The organism is Novosphingobium sp. 1529, assembly GCF_040544855.1.
In the GTDB taxonomy this organism is placed as follows: domain Bacteria; phylum Pseudomonadota; class Alphaproteobacteria; order Sphingomonadales; family Sphingomonadaceae; genus Novosphingobium; species Novosphingobium capsulatum.
The window spans coordinates 149,850-171,947 of record NZ_JBEPKW010000010.1 but is presented as its reverse complement, the minus strand read 5'-3'; the positions used below and the strand labels follow the sequence as shown (position 1 = coordinate 171,947).

24 protein-coding genes and 2 tRNA genes are annotated in these 22,098 nt (G+C 63.5%); 9 read left to right on the top strand and 17 right to left on the bottom strand.

Translation table 11 applies throughout. The features are described from left to right. Positions 1-35: 35 nt before the first annotated feature. Complete coding sequence (locus tag ABIC78_RS17225; protein ID WP_354490985.1) at positions 36-254, bottom strand: hypothetical protein; 219 nt, start codon at positions 252-254, stop codon at positions 36-38. 62 nt (positions 255-316) lie between these two features. On the opposite strand from ABIC78_RS17225, the gene ABIC78_RS17220 reads away from it, so the two are divergent. Continuing rightward, the gene (locus tag ABIC78_RS17220) at positions 317-1,873 is read left to right on the top strand and encodes an HNH endonuclease family protein (protein ID WP_354490983.1); all 1,557 of its coding nucleotides are present in this window, start codon (positions 317-319) and stop codon (positions 1,871-1,873) included. A 245-nt stretch (positions 1,874-2,118) separates the two neighbouring features. Here the strand turns inward: ABIC78_RS17220 and ABIC78_RS17215 are convergent, their stop codons facing one another. The 4 genes from ABIC78_RS17215 to ABIC78_RS17200 are packed head-to-tail and all read right to left on the bottom strand — an operon-like array spanning position 2,119 to position 4,476. Then, a complete protein-coding gene (locus ABIC78_RS17215) occupies positions 2,119-2,757 on the bottom strand; it encodes a GNAT family N-acetyltransferase (RefSeq protein WP_354490981.1) in 639 nt (212 codons plus the stop codon). A gap of 20 nt (positions 2,758-2,777) precedes the next feature. Then, positions 2,778-3,323 (bottom strand): hypothetical protein, encoded by a 546-nt coding sequence (locus ABIC78_RS17210; RefSeq protein WP_354490979.1) that lies wholly within the window; start codon positions 3,321-3,323, stop codon positions 2,778-2,780. Next, a complete protein-coding gene (locus ABIC78_RS17205) occupies positions 3,320-4,153 on the bottom strand; it encodes an SPFH domain-containing protein (RefSeq protein WP_022677533.1) in 834 nt (277 codons plus the stop codon). The genes ABIC78_RS17210 and ABIC78_RS17205 overlap by 4 nt, the downstream gene beginning before the upstream one ends. A 41-nt stretch (positions 4,154-4,194) precedes the next feature. Next, the gene (locus ABIC78_RS17200) at positions 4,195-4,476 is read right to left on the bottom strand and encodes a hypothetical protein (protein WP_354490977.1); all 282 of its coding nucleotides are present in this window, start codon (positions 4,474-4,476) and stop codon (positions 4,195-4,197) included. A gap of 201 nt (positions 4,477-4,677) precedes the next feature. On the opposite strand from ABIC78_RS17200, the gene ABIC78_RS17195 reads away from it, so the two are divergent. Together ABIC78_RS17195 and ABIC78_RS17190 are read left to right on the top strand one after the other, a co-directional pair. Further along, the gene (locus ABIC78_RS17195) at positions 4,678-6,189 is read left to right on the top strand and encodes a tryptophan halogenase family protein (RefSeq protein ID WP_354490975.1); all 1,512 of its coding nucleotides are present in this window, start codon (positions 4,678-4,680) and stop codon (positions 6,187-6,189) included. After that, positions 6,186-7,571 carry a putative 2OG-Fe(II) oxygenase gene (locus tag ABIC78_RS17190; protein ID WP_354490973.1) on the top strand — a complete coding sequence of 462 codons (1,386 nt, stop codon included), beginning with the start codon at positions 6,186-6,188 and terminating at the stop codon, positions 7,569-7,571. Before ABIC78_RS17195 ends, ABIC78_RS17190 begins: the two co-directional genes overlap by 4 nt. A 131-nt stretch (positions 7,572-7,702) precedes the next feature. Here the strand turns inward: ABIC78_RS17190 and ABIC78_RS17185 are convergent, their stop codons facing one another. The 5 genes from ABIC78_RS17185 to aspS all read right to left on the bottom strand — a co-directional run bounded on the left by ABIC78_RS17185 (position 7,703) and on the right by aspS (position 12,933). Next, positions 7,703-8,227 (bottom strand): 2'-5' RNA ligase family protein, encoded by a 525-nt coding sequence (locus ABIC78_RS17185; RefSeq protein ID WP_354490972.1) that lies wholly within the window; start codon positions 8,225-8,227, stop codon positions 7,703-7,705. Positions 8,228-8,348: 121 nt separating this feature from the next. Beyond that, the gene (gene mltG / locus ABIC78_RS17180; RefSeq protein ID WP_354490970.1) at positions 8,349-9,332 is read right to left on the bottom strand and encodes an endolytic transglycosylase MltG; all 984 of its coding nucleotides are present in this window, start codon (positions 9,330-9,332) and stop codon (positions 8,349-8,351) included. Between the two features lie 62 nt (positions 9,333-9,394). Then, positions 9,395-10,651, bottom strand: a complete 1,257-nt coding sequence (fabF, locus tag ABIC78_RS17175) for a beta-ketoacyl-ACP synthase II (RefSeq protein WP_022675711.1) — start codon at positions 10,649-10,651, stop codon at positions 9,395-9,397. A 123-nt stretch (positions 10,652-10,774) separates the two neighbouring features. Further along, complete coding sequence (locus ABIC78_RS17170) at positions 10,775-11,011, bottom strand: acyl carrier protein (protein WP_028657713.1); 237 nt, start codon at positions 11,009-11,011, stop codon at positions 10,775-10,777. Positions 11,012-11,151: 140 nt separating this feature from the next. After that, on the bottom strand, positions 11,152-12,933 hold the full coding sequence (aspS, locus tag ABIC78_RS17165; RefSeq protein ID WP_062784886.1) for an aspartate--tRNA ligase: 1,782 nt from the start codon (positions 12,931-12,933) through the stop codon (positions 11,152-11,154). A 181-nt stretch (positions 12,934-13,114) separates the two neighbouring features. Here aspS and rnd point away from each other — a divergent pair, with 181 nt between their 5' ends. From rnd to ABIC78_RS17150, 3 genes are read left to right on the top strand one after another with little or no spacing between them, the layout of a single operon-like run. Next, positions 13,115-14,350: a ribonuclease D gene (gene rnd, locus ABIC78_RS17160; protein ID WP_171796395.1), complete on the top strand. Its 1,236-nt coding sequence runs from the start codon at positions 13,115-13,117 to the stop codon at positions 14,348-14,350. Beyond that, on the top strand, positions 14,347-15,243 hold the full coding sequence (locus ABIC78_RS17155; protein ID WP_168352862.1) for a hydrogen peroxide-inducible genes activator: 897 nt from the start codon (positions 14,347-14,349) through the stop codon (positions 15,241-15,243). The genes rnd and ABIC78_RS17155 overlap by 4 nt, the downstream gene beginning before the upstream one ends. Continuing rightward, positions 15,240-15,845 (top strand): YitT family protein, encoded by a 606-nt coding sequence (locus ABIC78_RS17150; protein WP_168352861.1) that lies wholly within the window; start codon positions 15,240-15,242, stop codon positions 15,843-15,845. The genes ABIC78_RS17155 and ABIC78_RS17150 overlap by 4 nt, the downstream gene beginning before the upstream one ends. Before the next feature lie 163 nt (positions 15,846-16,008). On the opposite strand, the gene pgsA is transcribed toward ABIC78_RS17150, so the two are convergent. Next, a complete protein-coding gene (pgsA, locus tag ABIC78_RS17145; RefSeq protein WP_022675702.1) occupies positions 16,009-16,602 on the bottom strand; it encodes a CDP-diacylglycerol--glycerol-3-phosphate 3-phosphatidyltransferase in 594 nt (197 codons plus the stop codon). A 238-nt stretch (positions 16,603-16,840) separates the two neighbouring features. Here pgsA and ABIC78_RS17140 point away from each other — a divergent pair, with 238 nt between their 5' ends. Beyond that, entirely contained in the window at positions 16,841-18,259 is a 1,419-nt protein-coding gene (locus tag ABIC78_RS17140) for an MFS transporter (RefSeq protein WP_022675701.1), read from the top strand. Positions 18,260-18,285: 26 nt separating this feature from the next. On the opposite strand, the gene ABIC78_RS17135 is transcribed toward ABIC78_RS17140, so the two are convergent. From ABIC78_RS17135 to ABIC78_RS17125, 3 genes are all read right to left on the bottom strand, one after another. Beyond that, positions 18,286-18,534 (bottom strand): hypothetical protein, encoded by a 249-nt coding sequence (locus ABIC78_RS17135; protein ID WP_171796397.1) that lies wholly within the window; start codon positions 18,532-18,534, stop codon positions 18,286-18,288. 185 nt (positions 18,535-18,719) lie between these two features. After that, the gene (locus ABIC78_RS17130) at positions 18,720-18,902 is read right to left on the bottom strand and encodes a CsbD family protein (protein WP_062784898.1); all 183 of its coding nucleotides are present in this window, start codon (positions 18,900-18,902) and stop codon (positions 18,720-18,722) included. 174 nt (positions 18,903-19,076) lie between these two features. After that, positions 19,077-19,511, bottom strand: a complete 435-nt coding sequence (locus tag ABIC78_RS17125; protein WP_062784900.1) for an EVE domain-containing protein — start codon at positions 19,509-19,511, stop codon at positions 19,077-19,079. 63 nt (positions 19,512-19,574) lie between these two features. Between ABIC78_RS17125 and ABIC78_RS17120 the strand changes: the two genes are divergently transcribed. Then, positions 19,575-20,510: an isopenicillin N synthase family dioxygenase gene (locus ABIC78_RS17120; protein WP_354490964.1), complete on the top strand. Its 936-nt coding sequence runs from the start codon at positions 19,575-19,577 to the stop codon at positions 20,508-20,510. Positions 20,511-20,584: 74 nt separating this feature from the next. Continuing rightward, entirely contained in the window at positions 20,585-21,151 is a 567-nt protein-coding gene (locus tag ABIC78_RS17115) for a carboxymuconolactone decarboxylase family protein (RefSeq protein ID WP_062784904.1), read from the top strand. 56 nt (positions 21,152-21,207) lie between these two features. Here the strand turns inward: ABIC78_RS17115 and ABIC78_RS17110 are convergent. The 3 genes from ABIC78_RS17110 to ABIC78_RS17100 form a co-directional block, all read right to left on the bottom strand. After that, positions 21,208-21,283, bottom strand: a tRNA-Ala gene (locus tag ABIC78_RS17110). A 67-nt stretch (positions 21,284-21,350) separates the two neighbouring features. Further along, a tRNA-Ala gene (locus ABIC78_RS17105) sits at positions 21,351-21,426 on the bottom strand. A gap of 187 nt (positions 21,427-21,613) precedes the next feature. After that, positions 21,614-21,931, bottom strand: coding sequence for a TIGR02300 family protein (locus ABIC78_RS17100; protein ID WP_022675695.1), 318 nt, complete (start codon positions 21,929-21,931; stop codon positions 21,614-21,616). Positions 21,932-22,098 lie beyond the last annotated feature (167 nt).

Genomic DNA, 22,098 nt, shown 5'->3' with positions numbered 1-22,098 from the left:
ACCAAAGCCCTTTTACCCATAGACCAAGGCGAGCCTCACCGCGGGTCGTACTTGTAAGACTTTCGTACGCCTGCCGGCGCCCGAAACCCTTCGACTTTTCTGCCGCGCCCGCCCGGCACTCCAAGCGTCGCCTTTGCCCAAGAGCCGCCATTCGCTCGTTCGGCCAGCGGCATTTGAACGAGCAAGGCGTATTCACCATCTGCATCGCTCAAAAAACTCAAGGTCTGAATGATTGCCCCGTTTTCCTGAACCAAGAACGAAGTATCTTTGCAAAAGCAAGCGTCTCGTCTAGAGTCGTGCAGAGGGAGTTGGTCGCATGGGAACACGAGTAAATCTGGACGCAATGATACAAAGAGCCGATTTTGCCACGGAAGATGGCGAATATACGATGGATTTGTTTCAAAATTTCAACATATCGAACCTTGAATCTGGCTCTCCTGTTCGCGGTCTCCTACGAAAACCGGATTTTCAGCGCGAGACAAATCATTGGACACCGTCGCAGGTTACGACATTCATTGCTAGTTTTCTCGATAACGAGCTTATTCCCTCGTTGATCCTCTGGAAGTCTTCGTCATACATCTTCGTAATCGATGGCGGCCATCGCCTAAGCGCCCTACGCGCTTGGATCGAAGACGACTATGGTGACGGAACAACATCACAGGCGTTCTACGCAGGGGAAATTTCGGAAGACCAGATACGTCTCGCTAAGCGGACGCGATCAATGGTCGAATCGAAAATTGGACGATTTTCGACGCTCAAAAGTCTGATTGGAAATTCTAACTCGGGGTCAGAATTAGATCGACGCAGAGCACATATTCTTTTTACTCGTGGTCTAAACTTGCAATGGGTCCAGGGGACGGCCTCGGTTGCTGAGACCTCATTTTTTAAGATCAACTCTCAAGGCACACCCCTCGATGACACCGAAGAGCTTTTGCTTCGCAATCGAAAGAAGCCAATCGCTATCGGCGCTCGCGCGATTCTTCGCGCAGGTAGCGGTCATAAGTACTGGTCTGCCTTTCCCCTAGATTTCCAGTCAGCCATCGAAACAGCAGCCAAAAACCTCAAGGAAGTTCTGTTCGACCCTGAAGTATCACAGCCTATAAAAACGCTCGATCTTCCGCTGGGTGGATCGGTTTCACCGCTCGAAGGTCTGTCACTGTTAATTGAGTTTCTAAGCATATCGGACTCGACGCAAACGCTAACAAAGGGGATTGCCGGATATGATGACGACGCAAATGGCTCTTCTACCATCTCCGTCCTCAAAAATGGCTTGAGTGTTGCCAGGCGGATAACTGGAAATTCTGGCGGTAGTTTAGGGCTCCATCCAGCAGTTTACTTTTATAACGAGCGCGGAAAGCACAGTCGCTTTTTGTTTCTAGGCATGGTCCTGCTCGTGTCACGCAAGCTGAAAGACAACGACAGTGGATTTTTCGCTAAATTCACTAAATCTCGCGCAAAGATGGAAACATTTTTGATCGAAAATAAATCACTAATCGGAATTATACTTCAGAACATGAGCAAACAAACGCGCGTTAGTAAAATGCGAGACCTATATATGTTTCTAATTGATAATCTATCGGATGGGCAAGAGGTCAGTGTAGAACAAGCTATAACACATCTTGGTGGACGTGGCCGTATACTTGACATTACGACCGCAGCGCAAAGCACGGCTTTTTCTGATGAAACGAAGTCAGCGTTGTTCGTGAAGCGGGCTCTGGACACAGCGATGAAGTGTAATATCTGTCATGGACTTCTCGATCCCGCCAAATCCGTTTCTTATGACCACGTAAAGCCTGTACGAGATGGCGGAACGGGAGATGTATCTAACGGAGATTTGGTTCATCCATACTGCAATCAATCGGTAAAATGCTAATGTTGATTATATCAACGTCAGATATATGACAGATTGATAATTTTCACACCGAATTAATACAGAAGGCCACCGAATAAGTATTTTGTTTTATCACGCCCAATCGCGTGGCAAAAGTCACTCATATTTTGCCTTGCTGACGGTTCGCTCCAATCAACCCGAGGGCAGCTTCCGTGAAGACCGGACGTTCGTCGGAGTGCACCTGAAAGCCAGGATTTGGTCGAAAGAGGCCTCCGATCACGGCCCGATCAACCCTCAACAATCGAGCCACTCGCATAGGCCGCAACAACGCACCACCCCAAGGTTTCGTACAACGCCCGGCCATCGTCTGTCGCGACCAGCAGTTCCCGGCTATCGGCATTACGCCGCGCCGCATGCAAGGTCTGCATGAGGACATGGCCCAGGCCTTTGCGGCGATGGGCGGGCTCGGTCACGATGCGGTCGTAGACGAAGACGTGATCCGTTTCGGCGCCATAGCCGCTGGCGGCCAGTTCGCCGGTTTCACCAAGGATGCGGGCGGCCACCACCGGGCCGGATTGCTCGGTGGTGACGCTGTAGCCGTGCGCCAGCGTTCGGCGCGGCATTGCGCCGTGGGCGCGCATCACGTGGCTGGCGGGGTGCACCGTCCAGTGCGGCGGTAGGGCGGCGCGCAGGGCCTCTGTCGTGGCGCACACCTTGATGAACTGACGGGGCTGGTGGATCGCGCGGGCGAGGTCTTTCAGGCCATCGCACAGGTGCGGAAAGACCCAGCGCACGGTTTCCGTGTCTGATCCGGTATCGACGCGGAAGCCGCCGTGCTCGGGCACCGGCATGGGCAATCCGCGCGCCAGCGAGCGCGCGGTGAGCCAGGCGTGCAGCAGATGCGGATCAAGGCCCTGGAGGTTCATCGCGGCGCGGCCCGGCGCGGTTACAGCAGCATGGCCTGGCGCTGCGCAATGCGGTCCTTGATGCGGGCGATGGTGGCGGCGATGGCGGGCGCCTGCTCCAGGATGAGCACCGGATCATCGCCCGGCACGGCCTGGGCCAGGGCATGGGCATCGGCCACCAGGTCCACGTCCACTTCCGACAGGCGGCACAGCGTATCAGCCTCGGTGCGATAGCGCGCGGTCATGAAGTCGTTGCCAGGCACCGGCATATGCGCCACCTGCGCGTCGAGCGCGCTGATCGTCTGGGCCAGGGCCTCCAACCGCTTGGCGTTGGCCACCAGGTCTGCCGGCGGGAAAGGTTGCGCGCGCGAAGGCGGCGGGATCATCTCGCGGCGATAGCGCCCTTCGGCCTCGCTCAGCGCCTTGCGCGCCTGTTGCAACAGCTCGCTCACCATGCGGCGGATGCGCTGGTCATCGGCGCGCAGATCGTTTTCCACGCGATAGAACGTATAGCCATAGCCGCGGAAAAGATTGATCGCGACCTGGCCGGCGCGCGCCGCCAGCCCGTCGTCCTCGGCCCCGCTCATGTCGGCGCGCCCACTTCCGGGCCGAGCGGGTAGAAGCCGGTGGGCTGGCCGCCGATCGCAAACGGCATGCCCACGGCCGCGTTGGGGGCGGAGACCAGGCCTTTTTCCGCCATCTTGAGCGCCAGGTAATAGCGCACCGATTCAATCGGGGTGAGGCCGATCGCCTGGAGCGAGATCAACTCGCGCATGCGTTCGTCGCGCGGCATGATCAAGACCTTGAGGTCGTTGAGCATGATGCCGTAGACCTTGAGGAAATCAGCGAGGTGAACCTTCACCGCCTCGCGCACGTCGTTGATGTGCTCGTTGATGTTTTCCAGCTTGGTGACCTGCACGATCTGGTTGATCGCCTGCTCGATCGCCGGGCCAGCGTAGTCGGCCACTTCGTTGGTATCGATCACGGTGCCGGAAAACGGCATGTGGGTGATCAGGTCGAGCGCTTCCTGCTTGCTGTCGATGTGGATGTAGTAATCGACGACATACGATACTTCGGCCATTTCCGCCGACGTGGCGATGCCGCTGTTGCGCACCAGCAGCTTGGAGCGGTTGATATAGATGACTTCATAGACCCACGGCGAGGAGCCGCCGAAAAAGCCCTTGGCGATCGAGCCGATCAGCGGCTTGTCAGGCGTTTCGATGGCATATTGCCCGGTTTCATAGACATCGAGCACCGCCCCGCGCGACTTGAGCACGCAGAAGTGGTTGCTTTCCACCGTCAAGAGCGAGCCCGAGACAATGCTTTCATCAGCGATCTTGTAAGCGACGGTACGGGTGCCGAGCGCATCGGACCCATCGTTGCGCACCGTGGTGATCACTTGTCTGGTAATGGCCATCGCATGTCTCCTGAACGGAAGCGGGGAAAGGCGTGCAGGGTCTAGCGCGGGGAACACAGCCCCGGGCCGCGCACGGTGCGGTAGAAGCGGTCCAGCGTGGCAGAACGCCGGGGCGCGCTGGGCAGCACGGCCGGGGCATCGCCTTCATCCAGCGCCCTGGCATCAGGATCGGCCAGGCCCGGCAGTGCGGACGCGGCCGCCTCGACCGCCGGAACGGGCCGGCGCGGTGGCGGAGCGGGCAAGGGCTGGCGGGCCTGTCGCGACGCCTGCCGGCGCAGCAAAACCAGCAGGACAACGAAAGCCAGAATGAACAGATGACTCACGCGGCGCCTCTCCGGTCTGGCCCTGCTAGATCGCAAGCTAGACCTTTCGCTGGCAATTTCTTCTGACAAATGAGATTATTACCAATATTTCATGCGTGTCCGCGCAGGTTCACAAGAGCGGTTCCAACCCGCCCAAAAGCCCGCTTTGCGCGCTCTGCAATTGATTGTAGGATGCAGCCACCCAGGGAGGGGACCAAGACCATGGACGATCGCAAGATCCGCAAGGTACTGATTGTTGGCGGCGGATCAGCCGGATGGATGACGGCTGCGATGCTCTCGCAAGCCCTGGCGCGCGATTGCGCCATCACCCTGGTGGAAAGCGAGGAAATCGGCACGATCGGCGTGGGCGAGGCGACCATTCCGCCGATCCGCGTGTTCAACCAGACCCTGGGCATAGACGAGCGGGAGTTTCTGGCGCGGACCAAGGGCAGCTTCAAGCTGGGGATCGAATTCGTCGGCTGGGGCGCGAAAAATTCGCGCTATTTCCATCCCTTCGGGCCTTATGGCCGCAATTTCGACATGGTGCCGATGCACCAATACTGGCTGCAGGCGCGGCGCCAGGGGGAGACCGCCCCGCTCGACGAGCATGCCATGGCCTGGCACCTGGCGCGGGCCGGGCGCTTTGCCCACCCCTCACCCGATCCACGCAGCGTGATGAGCACGTTCGATTATGCCTATCACTTCGATGCCGGGTTCTATGCCCGCTTCCTGCGCACGATTGCCGAACGGCGCGGCGTCACGCGGGTGGAAGGGCGCATTGCCGATGTGGCACTGCATGGCGAGACCGGCTTTGTCGAGGCGGTAACGATGGCCGATGGCCGCCGGATCGAGGCAGAACTGTTCATCGATTGCTCGGGCTTTCGCGGGTTGCTGATCGAGGGCGCGCTCAAGACCGGATACGACGACTGGTCGCACTGGCTGCCGTGTGACCGCGCCGTGGCCATGCCCTGCGCGCATCCCGCCGCCGATCCCAACCCTACGCCCTATACCCGATCGACCGCGCGCGCGGCGGGGTGGCAGTGGCGCATCCCGCTGCAACACCGCGTCGGCAACGGCTATGTCTTTTGCAGCGCGTTCCTGGACGAAGACCGCGCGGCCGAGGATCTCGCCAGCAGCCTGGATGGAGCGGCGCTGGGCGATCCGCGCGCGGTGCGGTTCCAGGCGGGGCGGCGCAAGCTGCACTGGAACCGCAACGTGATTGCCGTGGGGCTGTCCTCGGGCTTTCTCGAACCGCTCGAATCCACCTCCATCCACCTGATCCAGGCCAATATCTCCAAGATCCTGGCGCTGTTTCCCGATCGCGATTTCGATCCCGCGACGCGCGATGAATTCAACCGCATCGCCCACGGCGAAATGGAGCGCATCCGCGATTTCATCATCCTGCACTACAAGCTCACGCAGCGGCAGGATGCCGAGCTGTGGCGCCATGTCGCGGCGATGGACATCCCCGACAGCCTGGCCTTGAAGATCGCCCATTTCCGCCGCCACGGCCGCCTGATCGCGCGCGAGCTGGACCTGTTTGCCCCGCCATCGTGGCTGGCCGTGCATATCGGCCAGAACAACCTGCCCGAAGGGCACGACCCGCTGATCGACTATCGCGGCGTGGACGGGCGCGAATGGCTGGGCCGGCTGCGCAGCGCCATGGCCGCCGAAGCCGCGCAGCAACCCCTGCATGGCGCGGTGCTGGCCGGGCTTGCCCCGCAGCCGGCATGAGCGAAAGCGCGGGCGAATGGCTCGACCGCGCCCGCATCCTGCGCGCGCGGCAAGACATGGTCGGCGCGCAAGGCGCCATGGCGCGCGCCCATGCCCTGGCGCCCGACGATGCGACGATCGCCTTTCTCCATGCGCAATCGCGCTATGAACTGGGCCATCCCGCCGCGCATCTGTTTGCCGCAGTGTGCCGCCGCTGGCCCGACCATCTCGACGCACAGCGCAACCACGCCCTGGCGCTGGCCAGCGAAGGCCAGGTGACGCAGGCGCTGGCCACGCTGGAAGCAGCACTGGCGCGCCACCCCGCCTGGGCCGACGGGCACCGCGTGCTGGGCTCGCTGCGCTGGGTAAACGGCGACGCCCAGAGCTTTGACGCCAGCTTTGCCCGCGCCGCGCGCGCCCATCCGGCGCAGCCCGCGCTGTGGCTAGGGTGGTTTGCGGCCGTGGCCCAAGTGCGCGACTGGCCCCGCGCCGCCGCCATCCTGGACGAGGCGGAACGACACCTGGGCACGCTGCCTGCATTGATCCAAGCGCGGGTGTTCCTGGCCGGCGAAAGCGGCGATGGCGCAGAGATGACCCGGTTGTTGCACCAGGGCGCGCTCCCCAACAGCCCGGTGATCACCATCGCCCGCATCCGCCAGGCACTGCGCGACGGCGCGCCCGATGCCGCGCTGGCCCTTGCCCTGCCCTTGGCGCAGCAGGCGCCAGGATCGCCGCTGGCCGGGCAGGTCTGGCCCTATGTTTCCACCTGCTGGCGCCTGCTGGACGATCCGCGGGCCGAATGGCTCGATGGCGATCCTGCATTCGTGCGCAGCATGGCCGTGGGACTGAGCGGCACGGAACTGGCGCAACTGGCCGATCTGTTGCGCGGGTTGCACCGGGCGCAATTGCCCTATCCCGAACAATCGGTGCGTGGCGGCACCCAGACCGACCGCAGCGTGCTGCTGCGCCACGAACCCTTGCTGGTGCGCACGCGCGCGGCGCTGCTGGCGGCAACGCGCGATTACATTGCCGCCCTGCCCCCGCCCGATCCTGCCCACCCGCTGCTCTCACGCCCGCGCGATGCGGTGCGGATCAGCGGCAGTTGGTCGGTCCGGCTTCACGGGCACGGCTTCAACGTCACCCATTCGCATCCGTTGGGGTGGATCAGCAGCGCCTTCTATGTCGCCCTGCCCGCTCCGGCCGAAAGCACCGCGCCCGACGCCGGACACTTTCACTATGGCGCCCCGCCGCAGGAGCTGGGCCTGGATCTTGCACCTTATGGCACGATCGCGCCGATGGTTGGGCAACTGGTGCTGTTTCCCTCCACGCTGTGGCATGGCACGGTGCCGTTCGATGCGGGGGAGCGGCTGAACATTGCCTTCGACGTCGTGCCTGCACCCTGATCCTCCCCCACCGGGGGAGGGGGACCAGCCGCAGGCTGGTGGAGGGGACTGGCGGCTGCAAACGGCGTTTCAGGCCGAAGATCCCCTCCACCACGCTTCGCGCGGTCCCCCTCCCCGTGCCGGGGAGGATTTTAGCGGCCGCGAAACGTCCACTGCCCTACGGGCTGCCAGGTGGCGCCGCCTTGGGGCAGGCGCTCAATGGCGTGGAGGTCAATCCCCGCAAAGGCAAAGGTCTGCCCCTCGAACCGGCCCGCCAGCGCCGCCTGGAGCGCGCGGGCATCGCTGCGGACAACCTTGTTCTGGATAGTTACATGAAAGCGCGGCCGGCCTTGGTCTGCCAGGCCGAGCAACCCCTGGAGCGCTTCCGCCAAATCAGCATGCACCGCGTTCAGCGCAGGGCTGTGCACGGCAACGGCCGTACCAGTGCCCAGGTCTGCCAGACCGGCGAGATGCGCGGTCGGTGGCGCGGTTTGCGCACAAACGCGGGCAGCCAAGCGCTGCACTTCGCCATGGGCGGAGGGCGGCAGCGCGTGAAACAGCGTGACATGGGCAGGCACATGATTGCGTTCGGGCGGATAATGCGCGCGGCGCAACCCTTCCATCTGGCCAAAGAGCGCGGCGGGTAGCCGGGCTGTCAGGACCAGGGGCCCGCTCACCCGGCGCGGCCCGCCGCGCGGGAGAAATCGGAACAGCCGGAGCGATGCGCGCGCGCATCAGGCGGCAAATCCGTAAAACTCCGTATCGGACCAATAGAGCCGTAGTTGCGCAAATGCCAGCCTAGAGATCACCGCGCGCCCGGCGAATGGCGAACCATTTGGCCACATTGGCATTATGTTCGGCCAGAGTATCGGCAAAGACATGGCCACCGGTGCCATCGGCTACCATATACAATGCTTCGGTATGCGCCGGATGCAGCACTGCCTCGATCGAGGCGCGGCCGGGATTGGTGATCGGCCCCTTGGGCAGGCCTGTCATCGAATAGGTATTGTAATCGTTTACAGCCTGGATTTCCGACTGGCGGATGCGACGGCCAAGCGGCTTGCCGCGGGTGATCGGATAAATGATCGTGGGATCGGCCTGCAGCAGCATGCCCTTGCGCAGGCGATTGGAATAGAGCCCGGCCACCATGCGGCGCTCGGCTGGCTTGCCGGTTTCCTTTTCCACGATCGAGGCCAGGATCAGCGCCTCTTGCGGGGTCTTGGCCACGGTATCAGCGCTGCGCTGCGCCCAGAGTTCGGCCAGGGTCTTGGTCATGGCCGCCTGCATGCGCGCCAGCACTGCCTTGCGCGGTTCGCCACGGCGGAATTCATAGCTGTCGGGCAGCACGGTGCCCTCTTCGGGAACGTCGACGGTGCCGGTGAGCAGCGGCTGCGCCATCAGCCGTTCCTGCACCATGATCGCGGGCATGCCCTCGGGCACGGTGACCAGGCGGCGCATCGCGCCTTCGGCCCCTTGCAGGATTTTGAGGATGGTAGAGCCACTGGCGTGGGCCGGCAGGCTGAATTCGCCGGCCTTGATCGGCGCCGTCGTGCCCAGCAGGCGCGCGCGGGCGCGGAACGTGCTGGCCGAAGCGACTCCCCCTTCGGCCTCCAGCTTGCTGGCGATGGAGCCGATGCTGGCGCCATCGGGAACGACGAACGCCGTATCCTTGGCCAGCGGGCCTGGGCCATACCAGCCCCACAGGAAGTGGGTGCCCCATGCTGCCGCCAGGAGCAGCGCCCCCAGGATGACCAGCCGGACTTTACCGATGCGGGCAATCATGGGAGCGCGTTTCCTTGGTTTACGGCGGCCTTTCGGCTTGCCACGCGGGTTGGCCTTGCGGCTCAAACCGCCTTCATGATCAGGCTGGCGTTGGTGCCGCCAAACCCGAACGAGTTGTTGAGCACGGCGCGCACCTGGCGCTTCTTGGCCACGTGCGGCACCAGGTCCACGCCCTCGGTACCCTCATCGGGATTGTCGAGGTTGAGCGTGGGCGGCACGATCTGGTCGCGGATGGCGAGGATGCAGAAGATCGCTTCGACCGCGCCGGCCCCACCGAGCAGGTGGCCGATGGCCGACTTGGTGCTGCTCATCGAGGCGCCCGACAGATCATCGCCCAGCACGCGCTTGACCGCGCCCAGTTCGATCGTGTCGGCCATGGTCGAGGTGCCGTGGGCATTGACATAGTCGATGTCGCCCGGCTCCAGACCGGCCTTGCGCAGCGCCATGCGCATCGCAAGTTCGGCGCCCTTGCCTTCCGGGTGCGGCGCCGTCACGTGATAGGCATCGCCCGACAGGCCATAGCCGACCACTTCGGCATAGATCTTCGCGCCACGCGCCTTGGCGTGTTCGTATTCTTCCAGCACGACGACGCCGGCGCCTTCGCCCATGACGAAACCATCGCGGTCTTTGTCATAGGGGCGGCTGGCCTGTTCCGGCCGGTCGTTGTAGCTGCAGTTGAGTGCGCGGGCCTGGGCAAAGCCGGCCACGCCCAGCGGGTTGATCGTGCTTTCCGCGCCGCCCGCCAGCATCACGTCAGCGTCGCCATCCTTGATCATCCGAGCGGCATCGCCAATCGAATGGGCGCCGGTGGAACAGGCGGTGACAACCGCGTGGTTGGGGCCCATCAGGCCATACTTGATCGAAACCTGGCCCGAGATCAGGTTGATCAGGCGGCCATGCACGAAGTGCGGAGAGACGCGGCCAGGGCCCTTTTCGTGCAGGACGATCGATTCGCTCTCGATGCCCGGCAAACCGCCGATGCCCGAGCCGATCGAGCAGCCGGTGCGCGTCTTGAGATCATCGTCCATGTCCACCAGGCCGGCATCTTCCAGCGCCTGGCCGGCAGCATCGATGCCATAGACGATGAACGGATCGACCTGGCGCTGAATCTTGTGATCGACTCGGCGTGACGCATCAAAGCCATAGGGATGGTCGGCCGGCTTCACTTCGCAAGCGATCTGGCACTTCTGGTTGCTGGCATCGAACCGCGTGATCGGCCCGGCGCCAGACTTGCCGGCGAGCAGATTCGCCCAAACGGTTTCCACGTCCGCGCCCAGCGGGGTGACAAGGCCGAGGCCGGTTACGACGACACGACGCATTCTTTTCTCCGCAAAATCAAAAACGAACAGGCCCAGCCCCGCAGATATGGGGACTGAGCCTGCCGAATTCCTCCCCTGCCCGGCCCGCACTTGCTGGCCGGAACGGTTGGGGAAGCGGGGCGATCAGCCCTTGTTTTCGTCGATGTACTTGATCGCGTCAGACACGGTCGAGATCTTCTCGGCCGCATCGTCGGGGATTTCCACACCGAATTCTTCTTCAAAGGCCATGACCAGCTCGACGATGTCGAGCGAGTCAGCGCCGAGATCGTCGATGAAGCTGGCGTCTTCGGTGACCTTGTCGGCCTCGACGCCGAGGTGCTCGACAACGATCTTCTTAACGCGGTCGGCGGTATCGCTCATTATATGCCCCTTCGCAGGAAACAGGTTGGTGGTCGCGGGTCAGGCATCGCCCTAATAGGCTGTTGAACCGCTGGCAAGAGGCGCCCGCATCCTGGCCTGTCAGCCGTGGGACACAAGCGCCGGTCGGAATGCGCTGCCGCTCAGCCCTTGGGCTGTTCGACAACGCGAATGTTGAGCTCGCGCAACTGCTTGTGCTCGGCTGGCGAGGGCGCCCCCATCAGCAGGTCTTCGGCCCGCTGGTTCATCGGGAACAGCGTGATCTCGCGCAGGTTCTGCGCCCCGCACAGCAGCATGACAATGCGGTCGACGCCAGCGGCCATGCCGCCGTGGGGCGGCGCGCCATACTGGAACGCGCGATAGAGGCCGCCAAAGCGCTCTTCCACGTCAGCCTTGGTCAGGCCAACGATTTCGAAGGCCTTGACCATGGTTTCGGGCGACTGGTTGCGGATCGAGCCCGAGGCGATTTCATAGCCGTTGCAGACCAGATCGTACTGGAAGGCCTTGATCGTCAGCGGGTCCTGGTTGGTCAGCGCGTCCATCCCGCCCTGCGGCATGGAGAACGGGTTGTGGCTGAATTCCACCTTCTTGTTGTCTTCATCCCATTCATAGAACGGGAAATCGACGATCCAGCACAGCTTGTAGGTGCCTTCTTCGACCAGGCCGAGCTGTGCAGCAACGCGGTTGCGCGCCAGGCCCGCCAGCTTGGCGGCCTGATCTGCCTTGCCAGCGGCAAAGAACAGCCCGTCGTTTTCGCCCAGGCCCAGCTCGGCATAGAGCGCGGCCATGCCTTCGGCGCCGTGATTCTTGGCGATCGGCCCGCCAAACTCGCCGCCCTTGCGGGTGACATAGCCCAGGCCAGCATGGCCTTCGGCGCGGGCCCAGTCGTTCATTTCGTCAAAGAACTTGCGGCTCTTGTCTGCCGTGTTCGGCGCCGGAATGGCGCGGACGACGCCGCCGGTGCCGACGATCTTTTCAAACAGGCCAAAGCCGGACTGGGTGAAGTGGTGCGAAACATCGGTGATCAGCAGCGGGTTGCGCAGGTCCGGCTTGTCAGACCCGTACTTGAGGATCGCCTCGTCATAGGGAATGCGCGGAAACTGGCCAATCGGCGTCACCGGCTTGCCTTCGGCAAAGGCCTCGAACACGCCGCCGATCACCGGCTCCATCGTTTCCCAGACTTCTTCCTGGGTCACAAAGCTCATTTCCAGGTCGAGCTGGTAGAATTCGCCCGGCAGGCGGTCGGCGCGCGGATCTTCGTCGCGGAAGCACGGCGCGATCTGGAAATAGCGGTCAAAGCCCGCCACCATCAGCAGCTGCTTGTACTGCTGCGGCGCCTGCGGCAGCGCATAGAACTTGCCGGCGTGGATGCGGCTCGGCACCAGGAAGTCGCGCGCGCCTTCCGGGCTCGATGCCGTCAGGATCGGCGTGGAATATTCAGTGAAGCCCGCGCCTTCCATGCGGCGGCGCATGTCGGAGATGATTCGCGTACGCGTCACGATGTTGGCGTGCAGGGTTTCGCGGCGCAGATCGAGGAAGCGATAGCGCAGGCGGATATCCTCGGGATATTCCTGCTCGCCGGCCACCGGCATGGGCAGCTCTTCTGCCGCCGAAAGCACCGTGGCCACCTTGGCGAACACTTCGATCGCGCCCGTCGCCAGGTTGGCGTTGACGGTCGCTTCGTTGCGGGCCTTGACCACGCCTTCGATCGTCACAACGCTTTCCACGCGCACGGATTCGAGCAGCGGCAGCGCCGGGCTGTCGCTGTCCGCCACGATCTGGGTGATCCCGTAGTGATCGCGCAAATCGACGAACAGCACGCCGCCATGGTCGCGCTTGCGATGCACCCAGCCCGAAAGGCGAACATTTTCGCCGACATGCTCGCGCGAGAGGGCGCCGCAGGTGTGGGAACGATAAGGATGCATCGAAACTCTTTCCAATCGGTCTGCAATAAGGCAGGTGAGACAGGCTTAAATGTCAGGCGCGGCCAAGAGGCGATGGCCACGCTTTTGTCAAGCCGCCGCTCCCGGACGGGGGCACCACCGGCCCCATGCCGCCACGGGTGTTTGGCACCCGGGTGCGGTTCGGGCCATACAGAAAAGAACGATGAAGATACATCCGCTGATTACCACGACCGCCGCGCTTGCCGATCTGTGCGAGCGGCTGGCCAAGTCAGACTTCGTCACGGTAGACACCGAATTCATGCGCGAGAACACCTATTGGCCGGAATTGTGCCTGGTGCAGATCGCCAATGAAGAGGAAGCTGCGGCGATCGATCCGCTGGCGCCGGGGATCGACCTTTCGCCCATGCTCGATCTGCTGGTCGACAACGAAGACGTGCTCAAGGTCTTCCACGCCGGCGGCCAGGATGTTGAAATCATTTACAATCTTTCGGGCCGCACGCCGCACCCGATCTTCGACACGCAGATCGCCATGATGGCCCTCTCGCAAAGCGAGCAGATCGGCTATTCCAACCTGGTGGAAGCGTGGCTGGGCCTGTCGATCGACAAGGGCGCGCGCTTTACCGACTGGTCGCGCCGCCCGCTGACCGAACGCCAGATCGAATATGCGATCGGCGACGTGACCCACCTTTCCAAGATTTTTCCGCGCATGCTCAAGCGCCTGATCAAGACCGGGCGCGGCGAGTGGCTGGATATCGAGATGGAAAAGCTGGCCGACCCGGAAAACTATCGCAACGATCCGGGCAAGGTGTGGGAAAAGATTCGCCCGCCCAGCCGCAACCCCGCCGTGCTTGGCCGGTTGCGCGCGATCGCCGCCTGGCGCGAGGCCGAAGCGATGGACAAGAATATCCCGCGCGGGCGCATCATGCGCGATGAAACGCTGGCCGACATTGCCAGCCACCCGCCGCGCGAACAGCACGACCTGGCCAAGGTGCGCGGCCTTTCTACCGGATGGAAGGATAACGATATCGGACGCCGCCTGATGCAGACGCTGGCCGATGCCAAGCCGTTGACCGAGGCGGAAATGCCCCCGCGCGCGCCGCGCGGCGCCCCGCTGGGCAAGGAAGGCGCCCTGGTGGCCGATCTGCTCAAGCTGCTGCTCAAGATCCGCAGCCGCGAGATCGACGTGGCCTCGCGTCTTCTGGCGCGCAGCGATGATCTGGAGGCACTGGCCGCCGGGCAGCGCAAGGGCTTGGCCCTGCTGGAAACCTGGCGCTACGAACAGTTCGGCCGCGATGCGCTGGAACTGGTGGAAGGGCGCCTGGCCTTTGCCGTGGTCAACGGCAAGCTCAAGATGGCGCACATCGACCAGATCGGCAACAACGGCCCGGCCAAGGCAACGCCAGCCGAACCCGAAGCTGACGAGCCACTCGGGGAATGAGCACCTACCTGCCCACGCTCAAGCAGCTGCAATACCTCGTCGCGCTGCATGAACATGGCCACTTCGGCAAAGCCGCCGATTCGTGCTTCGTCTCGCAGTCCACGCTGTCGGCCGGGCTGCGCGAACTCGAATCGCTGCTCGGCGTGACGCTGGTGGAGCGCACGCGCCGCGTCGTGCGGTTCACCCCGCTGGGCAACCAGGTGGTGGCCAAGGCGCACCGCCTGCTGCGCGAAGCGGAGGAACTGTCCGAACTGGTGCAATCGCATGGCGTGCCGCTGGCCGGCGAGCTGCGCATGAGCGTGATCCCCACGATCGCGCCGTTCCTGCTGCCGCGCATCTTGCCGCGCCTGCGCCAGGAACGCCCGCAATTGAAGCTGTTCCTGCGCGAGGAGCCCAGCGCCGCCGCGATCGAATCGCTGCACCATGGCCGCGCCGATTGCGTGCTGCTGGCCCTGCCCTTTGCCACCGGCGAGGTGGACGTGGCGCCGCTGTTCAAGGACCGGCTCTATGTGGCGTTCCCGCAGGACGATCCGCGCAACCCGCCCGAATCGGTGCCACCCGCGCTGATCGATGAAACCCGCCTGCTGCTGCTGGAAGACGGGCACTGCTTGAAAGAGCATGCCCTGGCCGCCTGCAACCGGCCGGAGCTGCGCGCCAGCGCCACGATGATCGGCACCAGCCTGCACACTCTGGTGCAGATGGTGGACAATGGCCTGGGGCTGACCATGCTGCCCGAAATGGCGGTGGACGCCGGCATCCTCAACGACACCCATATCGTTGCCCGCCCGCTGCAATCCGATCATGCCTATCGCGAGATCGCCCTGGTGTGGCGCAAGAATTCGCCCCGCGCCGACGAGTTCCGCCTGCTGGCAGAGGAACTGCGCGCACCATGAAGGTGCAGCGCCACAACGCGCTGGAAGATCTCTATGGGGTTGCGACCGGGTGCCTGCTGCTGGCACTCGGCGTGCACCTGTTGCACCAGGCGCGGCTGATCACCGGGGGCATGGCCGGCCTTGCCCTGCTGCTGTCCTACCTTGTGCCGTATTCGCCCGGTACGCTGTTTGCCGTGCTCAACCTGCCGATCTTCCTGATCTTCTGGCGCAGCCAGGGCACGCGCTACACGCTGCGCAGCCTGGTCGCGACGCTGGCCATCACCGGCCTGGTCACGCTGGTGGCCAAGGGCCTGGTGCTGACATCGGCCAGCCCGGCCGCCGCCGCGGTGATCGGTGGCACGGTGATGGGCATGGGGCTGCTCGCGGTAACGCGCCACGGCACCGCCGTGGGCGGATCGAGCGTGATCGCCCGCTGGCTCAGCCGCAAAAAGGGGTGGAGCTTTGGCCGCCTGCTGATGATCACCGACGCCACGATCATCGCCACCTCGGCCCTGGTGCTCGGCCCCGAACGCGCGATCTGGTCGCTGGCCAGCGCGGTCTGCGCGAACCTGATGATCATGACCTGGCACCGGCCCGATCGCTATCTGGCAGAGAGTTTGTAAGCGGGGCTCTGCCGCCTTGCGGCTAAGGACGGCGACCGCTGTCTAAGGTATCAAGCTGGACCCCGGATCAAGTCCGGGGTGACGAAGAATAGAGGTAACGTATAAATTTACCGTCACCCCGGACTTGATCCGGGGTCCAGCTTTGCTTCATGCACTCCCCCCGTCAATCCATATGCTTCAAGCCCACCCGCAGGTAATCCCAGCCAGTGATCACCGTCAGCCCGGCCGCGCCCCATAGCGTGGCGAGGCCCACCGTATGCGGCACGTTGATGACGATCCCTTGGAGCGTGAGAGTCCACCATGGCGTGGCGCAGCCCAGGATCAGCGCGCCGAGTGAGACCATCTGGAACGTGGTCTTCCACTTGGCGAGCTTGGACACCGGCACCGAAACCTGGATGCCGCCCAGAAACTCGCGCAGGCCCGACACCGCGATTTCGCGCAGCAGAATCACCAGGCCAGCGATTACGTGCATGTCTCCCACATAGGGCCCGGTCAGCACGCCCTGCGCGGTCAGCACCAGGATCACGGCGGCCACCATGATCTTGTCGGCAATCGGATCGAGGAACACGCCCAGCTTGGACACCGTGCCTTGCGCGCGTGCCAGATAGCCGTCGAAATAATCGGTCACGCCCATCAGGCAATACATGGCAAAACCCAGGGCATAGCCAGTGGGCCAGCCCGGCCACCACAGCAGGGCAACCAGCAAGGGCACGGCAACGATGCGCGAAAGGGTGAGGATGTTGGGCAGCGTGAGCATGTCTTTTCCGCAATAAGACGGCCGGGGCCAACATGGAAACGGTTTGTGCACGAAGGGCCTGCCATCATGCTTGCGTGGCGCCTTTGCCCCAGCCCATCTTGCCGTGCGCCCTGGTGCCACCCATGTAAGACGGGCTGCGGGTTAAATCTTGTGGCGCCCACCGCTTGCCCCTTGCCCACCCGGCGTGGCGCGCTAAGGCAGGCGGAACAGAGACCAGGGATGCCCGGCACCGCTTAGAATGACAACTACAACGCATCTCCTTCGCGCCCGTCGCTTCCTGCCATTGTTCGTCACCCAGTTACTGGGCGCGTTCAACGACAATCTGTTCAAGAATGCCATGGTGCTGTTCGTGGTGTTCAACGTGTACAATTCGGAAAAAGCCGAAGCGCATTTTTCCGGCATGGCCACCGCGCTGTTCATCATCCCGTTCGTGGCGCTGTCCGCCCTGTCGGGCCAATTGGCCGACATGCGCGACAAGGCCCGCATCATCCGCATCGTCAAAACCTGCGAGATCGGGATCATGACCGTCGGCGCCACCGGTCTGCTGCTGGCGTGGAAGGGCTTCCATGTCGAAGGGCTGGCCATCCCGCTGATGCTGCTGGCGCTCTTCGCCATGGGCGTGCATTCCACGTTTTTCGGCCCGATCAAGTACGCCATCCTGCCCCAGCATCTTCATGCCGATGAAGTGCTGGCCGGCACTGGCCTGGTCGAAGCGGGTACCTACATGGCGATCCTGGCCGGCACGATCGTGGCCGGCTATATCTCTGCGCCGGCAGCGGCGGTTACAGTGATCGTCACCGCGCTGATCGGCTTCTTTGCCGGCCGCAGCGTGCCCCCCGCCCCGCCCGAACAGCCGAACGAACCGCTCGCCCTGCCCCTGCTGCGCCCGTTCCTGGCGCGCCCGCGCAATGTGCTGCGCGCGCTGGGCCTGGTGCCGGTGGTGGTGGCCGATCAGGTGGTCTCGCTCTATCGCCTGGTCCATTCCACCACGCGCCATCCACGGGTGTTCCTGGCCATTGCGGCGATCAGCTTCTTCTGGGCCGTGGGCGCGATCCTGTTCGTGCAGTTCCCACCGCTGGCCAAGAACGTGCTGGGTTGCAGCAAGGAAGTGGCCAGCCTGTTCCTGGTGATCTTCTCGGTGGGGATCGCGATCGGCTCGGTCTCGATCAACCGCCTGCTCAAGGGCACGGTTTCGGCCCGCTATGCCCCGATCTGCGTGGTCGGGACCGCGCTGTTCGTCGTCGGCTTCCACTTCGTCTGCGCGGCCTGGCCGGTGCCAGCACAGCGCGGCCTGCTCAACCTCACGGCTTTCATCACCGCGCCGCTGGCCGTGCCGCTGATCGGCACGCTGCTGGGCATCGCCATCACCGGGGGCATGTTCATCGTGCCGCTCTATGCCTTTCTCACCACGGTGGTGGAAAAGTGCGAGGCAGCGCGCACGATTGCGGCCAACAACATCGTCAATTCCGGCGCCATGCTTGCCGGCTCGCTGCTGGCCATGGGCCTGACGGCAGCGGGCATGCGCATTGTCGACCAGTTGCTGCTGACGGGCATTCTCTGCCTGTTTTCGGCATGGCTCGGCTGGCTGCTCTATCGCGCCGAAGTGGCCCACCTGGGCGCGCAGGAAACCCACACGTTTGACGAGATGGCGGGTTAGACAGCCCCCGCTGCTCGCCCCGGCGATCAGCTCATGAAGGCCATGATCGCCATGAAGCAGGCGCAGTAGGCCATCAGGAATTCCTTCACGTCCTGCACGGTGATGCGCTTCCAGTTCATCGGCTGGGAGCGCAGCGCGGCGCGCGCCATGGCCGCCTGCACTTCTGGCTCGAACACCGGCATCGGCAGCAGCACGCGGCGCGGCAGGGTGGCGCGGAACGGGTGGCCGGGTGCCTGGGCACCAGGGCCGGCGGGTTGGGGCGTGGATTCGAGCATGGCTATCCGCTTTAACGCGATTTTAACCATGATGGCACCGGCGCAGTCGCCGCCAATTCGGCGGCGTTCCGTCATGGGACAGGCCGCACAATCACCCGCCCAAAACAAAGCGGGCCGCCCTGGGAAAAGGGCGGCCCGCCAGACCATTACAGGTCAGACCATTCAGGGACTGTCAGCAACGTCGATTAGATATCGTCGCCCAGCGCACCCTTGACCTTGCCAGCGGCCTGCTGGGTCTTGCCCTTGGCCTGCTGGGCCAGGCCTTCGGCCTGAAGCTTGCCGTTGTCGGTCATCTTGCCGGCGGCTTCCTTGATGTTGCCAACCGCTTCGTTGGTCAGACCCTTGGCGCGATCCTTGAGCTCACCCATGGCGTATCTCCTTGAAAAGGTGGGGTGGATGCGGCCGTGAGAGGGGGAAGCCGGCCGCATCCTTCGAAAGCAACTACGCCTTGGGCGCGGCTTTGGTTCCAACCTGTGAGACGAACGGTTGAGCGACGGGCCCAAAGGGCAGCATGGCCAACAATGAGCGGCGGGCGGCCGTGGTCAGACCGTGCCGCCGGCCATCGCCAGGATATGATCCCATTCGGCGGGGCGCACTGCCGAGACCGACAGACGCGACAGGCGCAGCAATTCCATGTCAGCCAGATCAGGCGTGGCCTTGATCGTCTTGAGGCTGACCGGGCGCACCAGCTTGGCCACGGGCTTGACCTTCACCGCTGCCCACTTGCCGTCGGGATCGGTGGGGTCGGTCAGGCCGGGCACGCTGATCGTTGCAATGCCAACTATTTCCTTGCCGATGTTGGAGTGATAGAAGAACGTAAGGTCGCCTTCCTTCATCGTCCGCAGGTTACGCGCCGCCAAGTGGTTGCGCACGCCATCCCAGGTGCCCTCGCCTTCGCTGACCAGGTCGTCCCAGCTATATACGTCGGGTTCGGACTTCATCAGCCAAAGCTGGGTATCGGCACTGATCTGAATCATGGAAACCTTGCGGACTATGGGGATAGAGGCGCGCCCATACCGCATTTTCCCCCGGGGAGCCAAATGAACCTCGATACTCTACCCGTCCTGTCCCTGGCTGCCGATCCGGCAGAACTTTCCCACGATATCGGTGCCAGTTTCCAGCAATTCGGCTTTGCCATGGTCAAGGACCACGGCCTTGACGCCGATCTGGTGGCGCGCGCCTGGGCGCAGACCCAGGCCTTCTTTGCCCTGCCCGATGCGCAAAAGCGCGCCTATGCGGTTCCCGGCATCGGCGGCGCGCGCGGCTATACGCCGTTCCGCACCGAGATCGCCAAGGGCGCCAAGGTCAGCGACCTGAAGGAATTCTGGCACGTCGGCCGCGACCTGCCGGTTGGTCACCCCCTCGCCGGGGCGATGCCGCCCAATGTCTGGCCGGCCGAGATCGCGGGTTTCCACGAAACCTTCACCACGCTTTACGCCGCTTTCGATCAGGTCGGCGCGCGCATCCTCTCGCGCATCGCGGTGTGGCTGGGGCTGGACGAGCACTGGTTCGATCCGGCCATTGCCGATGGCAATTCGGTGCTGCGCCTGCTGCATTATCCGCCGGTGCCCGGCGCCCCGGACGGCGCGATCCGCGCCGGCGCGCACGAGGATATCAATCTCATCACCCTGCTGCTCGGCGCCGAGGAAGCGGGCCTGGAACTGCTGGCCCGCGATGGCCGCTGGATCGAGGTTTCACCCCCGCCCGGCGCACTGGTGGTCAACATCGGCGACATGCTGCAGCGCCTGACCAACCACGTCCTGCCATCAACCACCCACCGCGTGCGCAATCCCGATGGCGCGCGGGCCAGCTACAGCCGCTATTCGATGCCGTTCTTCCTGCACCTGCGCAGCGATTTCCCGTTCCACACCCTGCCGCAGTGCATCACGGCGGAAAATCCCGATCGCTATCCCGTGTCGATCACGGCTGACGATTACCTGCAGGAACGCCTGCGCGAGATCGGCCTGAAAATGTAAGCGCGGGCGGAACCGGCAGGCCATGGGCGGATTGCAGGCACGGGACCTGTTGCACCGCACAAAAAGGAGCGCCCATGCGCCTGCCGCTCATTCCGCCGTCACAGCTGACCGACGAACAGAAGCCGCTTTACGAGGCGATGCGTGAAGGCATTGCCAGCAACTTCAACGCCTTCAAGGTGATCGACGAATCCGGCGCCCTGATGGGGCCGTGGAACCCGTGGCTGCATTCGCCGCAAATCGGCAAGGCAATCTGGGATCTGACCCTGGCGCTGACGGCCAAGGCCACCGTGCCCGATCGCGTGCGCCAGATCGTGATCCTGACCGTGGGCGCGCGCTATGACGCCGCCTATGAAATCTATGCCCACGTCGCCGTGGCGGAAAAGGAAGGGATGAGCGCGCAGCGCCTCGCCACCCTCACCGCCGATCTCAAGCCGGCAGACCTGGCCGAGGACGAAAGCGTGGCTTTCGACCTTGCCTATGCCCTCTCGCGCGGGGGTGTGCTGCCCGAGCCGGTCTATGCCCTGGCCAAGCAGACGTTCGGCCAGGCTGGCGTGGAGGAACTGATCTTCCTGGTCGGCCTCTATGCCCTGGTGTCGGTCACACTCAATGGCTTCAACGTGCCGGTGCCCGAACGCGAATGACTTGAGCCCCGAAACGCAAAAAGCCCCGCGGCTTGCGGGGCTTTTTGGAAGGGAACTGGTGGAGCCGAGGGGGATCGAACCCCTGACCTCTACAATGCCATTGTAGCGCTCTCCCAGCTGAGCTACGGCCCCACACGTTCCAGGCATATATCGTCCACAAGGAACGAAGCACCCTGGAAAACCAGGGTTTTTCGCAGACTGGTGGAGCCGAGGGGGATCGAACCCCTGACCTCTACAATGCCATTGTAGCGCTCTCCCAGCTGAGCTACGGCCCCGAAAGTCTGCCAGAATGCCCTGGGAGGCACCCTGCCCTGCGGTCACACCAGAAGGTGATCATCGCCGGGAGCCGCGCCTCTAAGGGAGAGGGTGGCGGCTGGCAAGAGGCTTTTTTGCGCCTCTCGCCAATTTTACCGGCCTGCCGGAAAATGTCCTGTGGACATCCCCCGGCCCGGCCGGAAACCCTTAGTTATCGTCGTCCTCGCCTTCGTGGGCGCCTACGCCGAGATCGTCGTCGCCACCCAGGTCGACGTCGTTGTCGGGCGAATCGCCGTCCTCGTCGATGTCCAGATCCTCTTCGGCCAGATCGACGTCGGCATCGGCCTCGACCTTCTCCTTCTGGATCTCTTCATAGGGGATCGGCTGCTTGGACTTGAGCACCGGCTCAGGATGCCAGGAATACTTGCATTCCACGCACGTGACCGGGTCGGCATTGCCGAGGTCGTAAAAGCGGGTGCCGCACTTCGGACAGCTATGCTTGGCGCCCCATTCAGGCTTGACCATGAATAATCCTCGAAAAGCTCGCCCGCTGCCGATGCGGCGCGGACCGGAACCAAAAAAACGTCTTGGGGGCGCGTTACCCGGAAATCAAGCGTGCGCACGACAGACTGCGGCGCGCGCCTTGCCATAGTGGCCGCGCGCTGTCAAAAGCCGCGCGTTTTTGCCGCCCT